Origin of the sequence: Nesterenkonia massiliensis (assembly GCF_000455245.1) — a bacterium.
GTDB classification, from domain to species: Bacteria; Actinomycetota; Actinomycetes; order Actinomycetales; family Micrococcaceae; genus Nesterenkonia; species Nesterenkonia rhizosphaerae.
Genome location: NZ_HG005169.1, coordinates 165,118 through 176,702 on the forward strand (window position 1 = coordinate 165,118; position 11,585 = coordinate 176,702).

General features: G+C 63.5%; 11 protein-coding genes. 7 read left to right on the forward strand and 4 right to left on the reverse strand.

Annotated features, from left to right (window positions below; all coding sequences use genetic code 11):
* The 7 genes from TX78_RS09330 to TX78_RS09360 form a co-directional block, all read left to right on the forward strand.
* On the forward strand, positions 1–1,183 hold a 1,183-nt coding region (locus TX78_RS09330), incomplete at its 5' end, for a sugar ABC transporter ATP-binding protein (RefSeq protein ID WP_044495867.1).
* Positions 1,180–2,250, forward strand: coding sequence for an ABC transporter permease (locus TX78_RS09335; protein WP_049897741.1), 1,071 nt, complete (start codon positions 1,180–1,182; stop codon positions 2,248–2,250). The genes TX78_RS09330 and TX78_RS09335, both read left to right, overlap by 4 nt.
* On the forward strand, positions 2,247–3,305 hold the full coding sequence (locus TX78_RS09340) for an ABC transporter permease (protein WP_044495697.1): 1,059 nt from the start codon (positions 2,247–2,249) through the stop codon (positions 3,303–3,305). The genes TX78_RS09335 and TX78_RS09340 overlap by 4 nt, the downstream gene beginning before the upstream one ends.
* A 2-nt stretch (positions 3,306–3,307) precedes the next feature.
* On the forward strand, positions 3,308–4,348 hold the full coding sequence (gene rhaS, locus TX78_RS09345; RefSeq protein WP_044495698.1) for a rhamnose ABC transporter substrate-binding protein: 1,041 nt from the start codon (positions 3,308–3,310) through the stop codon (positions 4,346–4,348).
* A 277-nt stretch (positions 4,349–4,625) separates the two neighbouring features.
* Positions 4,626–5,057 carry an L-rhamnose mutarotase gene (locus TX78_RS09350; protein WP_199765268.1) on the forward strand — a complete coding sequence of 144 codons (432 nt, stop codon included), beginning with the start codon at positions 4,626–4,628 and terminating at the stop codon, positions 5,055–5,057.
* A gap of 6 nt (positions 5,058–5,063) precedes the next feature.
* Positions 5,064–6,224, forward strand: coding sequence for an L-rhamnose isomerase (gene rhaI, locus TX78_RS09355; RefSeq protein WP_044495701.1), 1,161 nt, complete (start codon positions 5,064–5,066; stop codon positions 6,222–6,224).
* A 52-nt stretch (positions 6,225–6,276) separates the two neighbouring features.
* The gene (locus TX78_RS09360) at positions 6,277–7,332 is read left to right on the forward strand and encodes a LacI family DNA-binding transcriptional regulator (RefSeq protein WP_044495702.1); all 1,056 of its coding nucleotides are present in this window, start codon (positions 6,277–6,279) and stop codon (positions 7,330–7,332) included.
* A gap of 73 nt (positions 7,333–7,405) precedes the next feature.
* Here TX78_RS09360 and TX78_RS09365 read toward each other — a convergent pair whose 3' ends face one another.
* From TX78_RS09365 to TX78_RS09380, 4 genes are all read right to left on the reverse strand, one after another.
* The gene (locus tag TX78_RS09365; RefSeq protein WP_233722228.1) at positions 7,406–8,389 is read right to left on the reverse strand and encodes a sugar ABC transporter substrate-binding protein; all 984 of its coding nucleotides are present in this window, start codon (positions 8,387–8,389) and stop codon (positions 7,406–7,408) included.
* Positions 8,390–8,408: 19 nt separating this feature from the next.
* Entirely contained in the window at positions 8,409–9,431 is a 1,023-nt protein-coding gene (locus tag TX78_RS09370) for an ABC transporter permease (protein ID WP_044495704.1), read from the reverse strand.
* Positions 9,428–10,414 carry an ABC transporter permease gene (locus tag TX78_RS09375; protein ID WP_049897743.1) on the reverse strand — a complete coding sequence of 329 codons (987 nt, stop codon included), beginning with the start codon at positions 10,412–10,414 and terminating at the stop codon, positions 9,428–9,430. The genes TX78_RS09370 and TX78_RS09375 overlap by 4 nt, the downstream gene beginning before the upstream one ends.
* Positions 10,411–11,585 (reverse strand): sugar ABC transporter ATP-binding protein (locus TX78_RS09380; RefSeq protein WP_199765269.1); only part of this gene is annotated, 1,175 nt, incomplete at its 5' end. The genes TX78_RS09380 and TX78_RS09375, both read right to left, overlap by 4 nt.

Here is an 11,585-nt window from a genome sequence, read left to right on the forward strand (position 1 = left end):
ACGCATCGACAAGCAGGCCATGATCGCCGAGGCGGAGCGGATCTTCACCCGCCTCGGGGTTGACCTGGATCCCCGTCGGCCGGCCCAGGGGCTTTCCATTGCAGATCAGCAGATCATCGAGATCGCTAAAGCCATCTCCCTTGACGCGCACCTGCTCATCATGGATGAGCCCACCGCCGCGCTCTCCGGCGTGGAAGTCGAACGCCTGTTCGCCGTGGCGCGCAGCCTGCGGGATGAGGGGCGCGGGATCGTCTTCATCTCCCATCGCTTCGACGAGATCTTCGACCTGTGCGACACCATCACCGTCATGCGCGACGGCGCCTACGTGGGCACCACCCCCACGGACCAGACCACCAATGATGAGCTGGTCACCATGATGGTGGGTCGCGAAGTCACCGAGCTCTACCCCAAGATCCCCGCCGAGATCGGCGAAACCGTGCTGGAGGTTGAGGGTCTCACGGCCGCCGGAGTCTTCTCCGATGTGAGCTTCACGGTCCGCGCCGGGGAGATCGTGGGCCTAGCTGGCTTGGTCGGTGCCGGGCGCAGCGAGATTGCACGCGCTGTCTTCGGCGTGGACCCCTACGACGCCGGCACCGTACGGATGCACGGACGTTCCGTGGGCAAGCACAGCCCCACCGCGGCGATCAACGCAGGGATGGCATTGGTGCCCGAGGACCGCCGCCAGCAGGGGCTGGTCGTGGAGTCCTCGGTGGCTCGCAACATTGGGGCCGCCATCCGATCCCGCCTGGCGCGCCTGGGCCTCATCAGCGCAGCCTCCGAGAACCGGGCTGCAGGACCGTGGGCGTCGCGTCTGCAGGTCAAGACGTCCGCGCTGTCGATGAACGCCGCCACCATGAGTGGTGGCAACCAGCAGAAGGTCGCCATCGCCAAATGGCTGGCAACTGATCCCAAGCTGCTCATCATCGATGAGCCCACCCGCGGCATCGACGTCGGCACCAAGTCTGAGGTCCACCGACTGCTCTCGCAGCTGGCCGGGGAGGGCATGGCGATTCTCATGATCTCCTCCGAACTGCCGGAAGTCCTCGGGATGGCCGATCGCGTTCTGGTCATCAGCGAAGGGCGCATCAGCGCCGAGCTCAGCCGTGAAGAGGCCACGGCGGAGAAGGTCATGCACGCGGCCACCGCCCGCCACGAAGCCATCCGAGAGGAGGCCGTCGCATGAGCACCAACACTCAGGAGCACGGCACCCAGAGCGCCAGTTCCGTTGCGGCACTGGCACGTCCCAGCCAGATGAGCACCGCTCAACGGCTGATCCGCAACGTCCTGGCCTCCCGCGAGACAGCCATCGTGCTAGTCATCCTCGCGGTGATTGCGGTGGCGACGAGCATGAATCAGTCGTTCCTCTTTAGCGGACAGGGGTGGCGGGATCTGCTGCTGACCCCATCAATCCTCATCGTCATGGCGGTCGGGTCAGCGATCGTGATCATCACCCGCAACGTTGACCTCTCGGTGGGCTCAACCCTGGCGATCACCGCGTACCTGACCGGCCGCCTCTTCATCGATATCCCAGGAATCCCGGTGGTGGCGGTGGTGCTGATCGGCATCCTCGTCGGTGCCGGCCTCGGGCTCATCAACGGTGCACTGGTGGCCTTTGGCAAGGTCCCCGCCCTGGTGGTCACCCTGGGCACCATGTACATCTACCGCGGTGCGGTGCTCACCTGGGCCGGCAGCGACCGCATCAATGCCTCGGATATGCCGCGCGAATTCCTGCGCCTGGGCACCTACCAGGTCGCCACCATTCCGCTGCTGACCATCGTCGCCGTCGTCGTGCTTCTGGCGGCCGCCTACTGGCTGGCCTCCACCCGCAGCGGTCGCGAGATGTATGCCATCGGTTCCAACCCCGAGGCAGCAACCCTCTACGGGCTGCCCACCACCAAGCGTGTGATCACCGCCTTCGTGGTCGGCGGTGCGCTCGCCGGCCTGGCCGGGGTCATGTACGCCGCCCGGTACGGCACCGTCAGCTCCGGAGCCGGAATGGGCTGGGAGTTGCAGGCCATCGGCGCGGCAGTGATCGGCGGCATCGCCATTTTCGGCGGCTCCGGCACAGTCTGGGGCGCGGCCTTCGGCGCGATCCTGCTGATGACCATCAACCGCACCCTGCCCATCATCGGCATTCCCGACTTCTGGCAGCGGGCTGTGGTCGGCGCTCTCATCATCGGCGCCATTGTTCTGGACCGGTACCTGTCCGCCCGCCAGAGCCGCAAGCTTCAGGAAGCGAGGCAACGATGACCACCACGACGCCGGCACCGGCGGCGGCCGAGTCCGTTCAGCTGGGCGAGCGGCGCCGCCGCTACGCCAACTACCACCGACCCTGGTGGTTCCGCGCCTTCATCACCACGGAGTTCCTCATCATTGCCCTGCTGGCGCTGGTGTGGCTCTGGGCGACGGTCTCGGTGGAGAACTTCTCCGGGCCCCTGACCGTGCGCTACCTGCTGCTGGACATCGCCCCTCTGATGATGATCGCTCTGCCCATGACGCTAGTGATCATCACCGGACAGATCGACCTCTCGGTCGCCAGCATCATGGGGCTCTCCTCCGTGCTGGTGGGCATCTTCCACGTCGAATGGGGCCTCTCCATCCCGGTCGCCGGAGCGCTGGCGATCCTGGTGGGCGTCCTCTGCGGTGGCCTCAACGGATTCCTCGTGGCGTATGTGAAGCTGCCTTCACTGGCGGTGACGATCGGCACCATGGCGCTGTTCCGCGGCATCGCGGTGGGCCTGCTCGGCACCACCGCCCTGACCGACTTCGACCCGGAGTGGACCTCGCTGGCAACCTCATCCCTGGGAGAGTCCCGGGTGCCCGCCGTCGTCGTACCGGTCGTGGTACTCATCGCGGTCTTCGCGGTCCTGCTGCACTTCACCCCGTTCGGTCGCGGTCTCTACGACATCGGGCATAACGAGGAGGCCGCGCGCTTCAGCGGCGTCAACGTGGCGCGGTCCCAGATGACCACCTTCATCCTCTCCGGTGCGGTCTCCGCACTGGCGGGAATCTTCTACACGCTGCGCTTCGGAAATTCCCGCGGTGACAACGCCACCGGCCTGGAGCTGGAGGTCATCGCCGCGGTGCTGCTGGGCGGCGTGCTGATCTTCGGCGGTCGCGGTGCGCTGCACGGCGTGATCGCCGGGGTGCTGCTCATCGGCGTGATCTCCTCCGCCCTGCGCCTGGAGGGTGTGACCGTCAACGTCATCAACATCATCATCGGCGTGCTGCTCATTGCCTCGGTGATGGCCCCACAGATTGTCTCGGGCCTCCAACGGTGGAGACCCGGAAAGGAAAAGAGGTAACCATGAAGAGGAACACCGCACTGCGCACCCGGCTCTCGGTGCTGGCAGCGACCGGCATGAGCGCCGCACTGGTCCTCACAGCCTGCGGAGGCGACGGCGGAAACGGCGGCGACGCCGGCTCCGACGGTGAGGATCTGAACATCACCTTCCTGCCCAAGAACCTGGGCAACCCCTACTTCGACACCTCCAACGCCGGCGGTGCCGAGGCCATCGAGGAGTTCGGCGGCAGCTACTCCGAGGTGGGGCCGCAGGAGGCCACTCCTGATGGTCAGGTGCAGTACATCAACACCGCTGCCCAGCAGGGTGAGGACGCCCTGGTGATCTCCGCCAACGACCCCAGCGCCATCTGTGACGCCCTGAATGAGGCGCGCGACGTGGGCGTGGCTGTGGTGACCTTCGACTCGGACACCAGCCCCGACTGCCGCGACCTGTTCATCAACCAGGCCAGCGCCGAGGGCATCGCCAGCGCCCAGGTGGAGCTGGTGGCCGAGCAGATCGGCGGAGAAGGCCAGATTGCCATCCTCTCCGCGGCCGCCAACGCCACCAACCAGAACCACTGGATTGAGCTGATGGAGGCCGAGCTGGAGGCCAACTATCCGGACATCGAACTGGTGGACGTGGTCTACGGCGACGATGACGATCAGCGCTCCTTCGACCAGACTGCAGCCCTGCTGCAGACCCACTCGGACCTGGACGCGATCGTCTCCCCGACCACCGTGGGCATCGCCGCGGCCGCCCGCTACATCTCTGACTCCAACTACGCCGGAGAAGTGGCCGTCACCGGACTGGGCACCCCCAACCAGATGCGGGAGTACATCGAGGACGGCACGGTGGAGGCCTTCGCCCTGTGGAACCCGGAGGATCTGGGGTACCTGGCAGCCTGGGCTGCTCACGCTCTGGCCACCGGTGAGATCGAGGGCAACGAGGGAGACACCTTCGAGGCCGGACGTCTGGGTGAGTACACCGTGGGTGAGGGCGGTGAAGTCCTGCTGGGCGATCCGTTCGTCTTCACCGCGGAGAACATCGACGACTTCGACTTCTAGTCGAGGCGGGGACCCGACGACGCCGGCACCGTGCTTCCAAGAGACGGTGCCGCCGTCGTCCCCCTGTTGAGAAGGTCGGCAGCGGAGCATAATCTGAGAAATCGGTTTCTCGTTGACATGCTGTGATGCTCGCCATACGATGGATAGCAAGAATTAAAACGATTCAATTACATGATGAGATGCACCCCGCACCTGAGCGGCCGGTCATAACACCGGATGCGCCGCGGCTGTGACTGCACCGAAACGGGTGTTGCTGTTGTCGTCGGAATAACCGGACATGACGACGAAAACCGCAGCACTGGTTGAGAAGAGCGCAGCCGTGGCGGGGGTCCCCGCCCGCAGGACCAGTACAGAAAGGAACGCCGTGCGACGAGTCTGCTTCCAGCTCCAGGTCAAACCTGAGCGCCTGGCGGAGTACACCGAGCACCACCGGGCTGTCTGGCCCGAGATGCTGCGGGCGCTGAAGCGCTCCGGGTGGCACAACTACTCGCTGTTCTTGCGCGAGGACGGCCTCCTCATCGGCTACGTCGAGGTGGAATCCCTGGAAGCCGCCCAGGCCGCCATGGATGCCGAAGAGGTCAACGCCCGCTGGCAGGCCCAGATGAGCGAGTTCTTCGTGGACCTCGACGGCGCCCGGCCGGACACCGGCTTCCTGGAACTGACCGAAGTCTTCCATCTGGAGGACCAGTTAGATGCACTCGAGAACTGAGGAAAGATGACCACCTTCGAGCAGATCGCCCCCCAGCTGGAGCACCAGGCCATCGAGGTTCCCTCCTGGGCCTACGGCAACTCCGGAACCCGCTTCAAAGTCTTCGGCTCCCCGGGCACCCCCCGCACTGTGGAGGAGAAGATCGCCGACGCCGCCACCGTCAACCGCTTCACCGGGCTCGCCCCGAAGGTGGCGCTGCATATCCCGTGGGACAAAGTGGAGGACTACAGTGCGCTGACGGACTACGCTCGCGAGCAGGGCGTGGAGATCGGCACCATCAACTCCAACACATTCCAGGACGACGACTACAAGCTCGGCGGCCTGACCCACCATGATCCAGCCATCCGTCAGAAGGCTGTGGATCACCACTTCGAGTGCATCGACATCATGCACGCCACCGGCTCTCAGGATCTGAAGATCTGGTTGGCCGATGGTTCTAACTACCCTGGCCAGGCTGATATCCGCGCCCGCCAGGACTGGCTGAACGAGTCGCTGCAGAAGATCTATGAACGCTTGGGCGAGGAACAGCGCCTGGTGCTGGAGTACAAGATCTTCGAACCGGCGTTCTACCACATGGACGTTCCGGACTGGGGTACCGCTCTGGTGCAGGTCCAGTCCCTGGGCGAGAAGGCCATGGTCTGCCTGGATACTGGCCACCATGCGCCGAGCACCAACATCGAGTTCATCGTGGCTCAGCTGCTGCGCGTTGGAAAGCTCGGCTCCTTTGACTTCAACTCCCGCTTCTACGCCGACGACGACCTGATCGTGGGCTCGGCGGACCCCTTCCAGCTCTTCCGCATCCTCTTTGAGGTCATTCGCGGCGGTGGCTATGAGCCCGACTCCGGTGTGGCTTTCATGCTCGACCAGTGCCACAACATCGAGAAGAAGATTCCGGGCCAGATCCGCAGCGTGCTCAACGTTCAGGAAATGACCGCCCGTGCCCTGCTTGTGGACTGCGATGCGCTGAATCAGGCCCAGCAGGCTGGGGATGTGCTGGGTGCCCATGAGGTGTTCATGGATGCGTTCTACACTGATGTGCGCGCTGATCTGGCGGCCTGGCGTGAGTCCCGCGGCCTGCCCGGGAACCCCATGCGGGCCTATGCAGAATCCGGATACCAGGAAAAGATCGAAGCCGACCGTGTCGGCGGAACCCAGATGTCTTGGTGATCAACGGGACCACATGGGATGAGGGGGTGCCGGTCGACGTAGGATGTCGTCAATGAGCCCCACTGTTCCAGCCGATGGCGCCGAGGGCAGGCGCACATCCCGCAGATCTGTCACCATTCGTGACGTCGCTGCGCACGCGGGGGTCTCCGCGGGGACAGTCAGCAACGTTCTGAACCGTCCCTATTACGTCAAGGAAGAAACGCGCGAGCGTGTTCTGCGGGCCATCGACGAGCTCGATTTCCACCCTACGCAGAATGCTCGGCAGTTTCGCCCTGGACGGGAACGGACGCTTGGCATTGCTGTCGCCAACCTGGACAATCCCTTCTTTGTCGATGTGGCGCTCGGAGCCGAGGAGCTGGCGCGTCAGCACGATATCGGTGTGGTCATCACCAATAGTGCTTACGACCCGGAAGTGGAGAACCAGAACCTCGATCTGCTCGTCCAGCATCGGGTCCAGGGGCTCATCATCTCCCCGGTCGACGAGTCGTCCTCACGGCTGCAGATGCTCCATGATCGCGGTGTGCCCATGGTCTTCGTCGACCGGGTCGGCCGCAACGCCACTCAGGGGTGGAGCGTTATCGTCGATGATGAGCGCGGCGGAGCGATGGCGGCTCAGCACCTGATGAACACGGGACACCGTTCGATCGCCTTGGTAGGCCATCCTCACACGTCCCCTAAGGTGCGTGCCCGTCTGGAAGGGATGCAGAGTGCCGTGGCAAAGCACGGTGGTGTGCGTCTGGAAGTGTTGGAGACTGACTCGTGGACGGTGGACACGGGGCGATATGCCGGTACCCGACTTGCCGAGATGTCTCCGCAAGAACGCCCCACGGGCATCCTGTGCGCAAATGACCTCTTAGCCCTGGGAGTGCTGCAGTCTTTGAGTCGTCATGGACTGAGAGTGCCCGAGGACGTCGCGGTCATTGGTTATGACGATCTCGCATGGGCGGAGGTCTCTGCCCCAGCCCTCACCACTATCCGGCAGCCACGAAAGCTGATGGGGGCCACGGCCGTGCGTATGCTCCTGGAGCTGTTCAAAGATGTGAGTTCACGGCCCCGGCACAACCACGTGGTCCTTCAACCTGAGCTCGTCGTGAGGGATTCTGCTTAACAACGGAGGCCTGGGCGACCTGCCTGAGGAATCAGACAGGCCACCCAGGCCTTGTTGCGCTGACCAAGAGGTCCTAGAACGCCGGCTCCTCATCCGCGACGTTTTCCTCGGTAACGACTGTCAGCGGGATCGGAATCCGGCTGTCGACCTCCTCACCGGTAGCAGCTGCGACGATGGTTTCTAGGGCCAGGCGTCCGTCCTCTTCGGGAGACTGCACGATTGTCGCCGTATAGTAACCAGCTTCGATGCTCTCGAAGGCGTCCTGCTGTCCGTTGATACCGACGATGGCGGGCATGTCTTCCACGTCGCGACCGGATTCGGTCCACGCGTCAATGAACCCGCGAGCCATGGTGTCATCATTGGCGTATACACCGTCGATGTCGTCGCCGTAACGGGAGATGAGGTCGCGGCTCAGCTCAAGTGCGCGTTGCTGGTCGAAATCGGCATTGACGGTTTGGAGGACTTCGATGCTCGATCCCATCTCCTCCAGGGCATCGTTGAAGCCTCCGGTGCGTCCGAGAGTCGTACCGTTGCCGGCCTGCCCGGCAATGATGACGATCTGACCCTCTCCACCGAGCTCGTCGTTCAGCACGTCAGCCGCCAAGCGTCCCTGTTCGTAGGTGTCGGGACCGGTGAACGAGGTGTACAGACCTTCGGCGTCGTCATCCATCGGACTGTTGATCAGCACGAGAGGAATTCCGGCGTCTTGGGCTTCCACAAGTCCGGGGATGTAGGCCTGCGGGTCCACGGGCCAGAGGACGATGCCGTCCGGATTCCGGCCGATGCAGGTGCGCAGCTGGTCCGTACCGGTTTGGGCATCGAACTCCTGACTGAGCAGGGTGACGTTGACTCCTTGCTCCTCAGCCGCCTCTTGGAAGGCGGCGTTGGCGGGGGATGCATAGGCGTGCGACTCCGCGGCGGCTACGTAGCAGATGTCGAGACCTTCAGCCGACTCTGCGCCGTCAGCATTGGCGTTTTCGTTGCCAATGCCTCCGCAGCTGGTGAGCAGCATCGCTCCAGCGGCAGTGAGGGCTCCAAGGCGTAGTGGTGATTTCACGGGACTATCCCTTCTTTTCTTACTGGGTGGGTACTCGTTCGCTGTTCCGAGAGGGAAGCAGCGACGTGAGTGACAGGGCCGACCGCGGACTGTTGGAGGCGATGCGGTCCAAGAGGATGAGCAGCAGCAGAATGCTGCCGGTGACGATGTTCTGGTAATACGTCGGGACTGACTCGTACTCCAGAGTGGTGGTGATTGCTGCCAGCACGAGCACACCCCCCAAGGTGCCCAATGCCGATCCCCGGCCGCCTTCAAGTCGTGTGCCGCCGATGACGACTGCAGCAATGGCGGTCAGCGCAACCGTTTCGCCGAAGACCGGGGATCCAGTGTTGGTTGCCAGTGATTGCATGACACCGGCCGCGCCGGCAGTGAGACCGCTGAAGACGAAGGCTCCGAAGACGTAGCGGCTAGAACGGATTCCCGACGCCGTGGCACTGTCCTCATTGCTGCCGACGGCGTAGAGGTGACGGCCCGCCACGGTGTACGTCAGCCATACGAAGAGCAGGACGATGGCGATGAGGAACACGTACGTCCGGGGGGAGAAAGTCCCTCCCAGCGACCGGGTCACGGTGAGGCCGAAGAGTGGGTCTTCTCCGCTGACCGGATTCGAGTCCGTGAGGAAGTGGCAGAGGGCGCGCAGGAAGATCATCGAGGCCAGCGTCGCGACCAACGAGTTGATCTGGAGAACAACCACCAAGAAACCGTTGAGGACTCCGGCGAGCACTCCCACTAGGAGACCGACCAGGGCCGCGCCCGTCGGTCCTAACTGGGCCTGCAGACCTATGGTGGCGATGCCTGAGAGGGCCAGGGTTGAGCCGACGGACAGGTCCAGCTTGCCCATCAGGAGTACCACCGTCAGTCCTACCGCAACGAGCCCGAGGGTGGCGGTGCGGTCGAGGCTGAGACTTAACGTTCGGAACTCCGTGAGCCCTGGTACGAAGGAGACGGCCAGAATGAGGGTGGCTGCAAGGATGACGATGACGCGATAATGGATCAGAGTGAGAACAGCGGGGTTCTCGAAAACTCTCTTCAGCGAGTTCATGCTGCACCTCCGCGGCGTCGCAGGTAGACATCCAAGGCCACAGCTCCTGCGATGAGGGCACCCATCACGAGACCTTGGGACTGAGTGGGGATCCCGTTGAGCACCATGATGTTGCTCAGCAGAGTGACGAGGAGGAGCCCGCCGATGGCACGAGGGATATTGCCGAAGCCCCCGAGCAGGCTCACGCCACCGACGACCACGGCGGTAATCGCATCGAACTCATAGCCAGTGCCGATGCCCGGTCGAGCTGTCTGAAGGGTCAAGCCGAGCAGGACCCCACTGAAGCCGGCCAAAGTGGCGGTCATCCAGAATGCGACGGCTTTGGTGAAATCAAGCGGTACCGCGCTGGCTTTGGTGGCCTGCGGATTGGATCCAGCCGCGTAGACCCAGCGTCCAAAAGTCGTTCGGCCCAGCAGAAGATGCCCCCCGAGCGCCACGGCCAGGAAGATCAGCACGATGGTGGGGATTCCGAAGAAGATGCGACCGGTGAGCAACGACTGCAGCTGAGGGTCGTTCCCATAGACGATCACGCCACCTACTGAGGCCTGAGCGATTCCCAGCACGATGGTGCCCGTGGCCAGAGTCGTGATGACTGGATTGAGTTTGGAATAGCCAATGAGGACACCGTTGACCAACCCCGCGGCAGAGGCGGCAAGGATTCCAACCAGCGCTGCCGGGATGCTGCCCAGGCTCGGCTGCAGGCCCAGCGCAAGCAGGGCGCCGATGGCGACCATGGCAGGCACAGAGAGGTCGGCGAGACCTCTGACAATAAAGACGAAGGTCATGCCGACGACGATGATTCCCACCAGCGACATATTGATCAGCACGTTGGTGAGGTTGCGTGTCGTGAGGAACTGCTCACTCAGGAGACTGCCGACGAGGACCAGTAGGGCGATGCCCGCAGGCAGAGCAATCCATCCCAATATGCGCTGGGTCGCCCTCTCCTCTGTGACCCGCGGGGGCAGAGTCGTTGCTGAGGTCATGCTGCCATCACCTCCCCCGTCGCAGCGCTCATGACTGATTCTTCTGTGGCGTCAGAGCGCTCCAGCTCAGCGGTCATCCGCCCTTCGTGAAGCACATAGACGCGATCGCTGACCGCGAGGATCTCTGGAAGTTCTGAGGAGATCATGATGATCGCGACCCCTCTCTCGGCCAGTTCGCCGATGATGGTGTGAATATCTGCTTTGGCCCCGACATCAACTCCACGGGTGGGTTCATCGAGAATCAGAACCTTAGGTTCGGTGGCCAGCCACTTGGCGAGGACGACCTTCTGCTGGTTTCCGCCGCTGAACGTCGCCACCTTGCGATCGATTGCCGGAGGCGACACGTAGAGCTCCTCGGCCTTCTGCTGTGCCAACACGCGTTCCTGTCCGCGACGAATCCATCCCAGCTTCGAGACGCGTCGCAGAACCGAAAGGGTAATGTTGTCCTTCACCGAGAGGGAGAGCGCGACGCCGTCGCGCTTGCGATCCTCGGGGACGTAGGCGATTCCGGCGCGTACGGCGCTCTTAGGACGGCGGATGGTGAGCTCTTGCCCATTCAGCCGAATGCTGCCGGCGTCGTGCCGGTCGAGACCAAAGATGGCACGCGCGACCTCAGTCCTGCCAGCGCCGACCAGGCCGGCCAGCCCCACGATCTCTCCGGATTTCGCGGTCAGGGAGATGTCTTCGAAGACGCCCACACGGCTCAGCCCGGACACCTCGAGGACAGGGTTCCCGATGGTGACTTCACGCTTAGGGAACACGTCATCGAGGTCGCGTCCCACCATTAGCCGGATCATCTCCTGAGGCGTCAGGCCCTGTGCCGGGCGGCAGTCGATCATGCGGCCGTCGCGGAGCACCGTGACCCGGTCAGAGATATCGAGCACTTCCCTGAGTCGATGACTGATGTAGATGATGGCAATGTCGTTAGCGCGCATACGCTCGATCACACGAAACAGCGCTTGAGCCTCATGCTCACTCAGGGAGGATGTCGGCTCATCGAAGACCACGATGCGGGGCTGGCTCGCATATACCTTGGCGATCTCAACCAGCTGCTGCTGGCTGACTGACAGCCGTCCGACCAAGTCCTGGGGGTCAATGCGAGCGCCCAGCTCCTGCAGGACCCGCGCAGCGGTACGGTTCAAGGCCCGTCGATTGACCACACCGGCTGAGC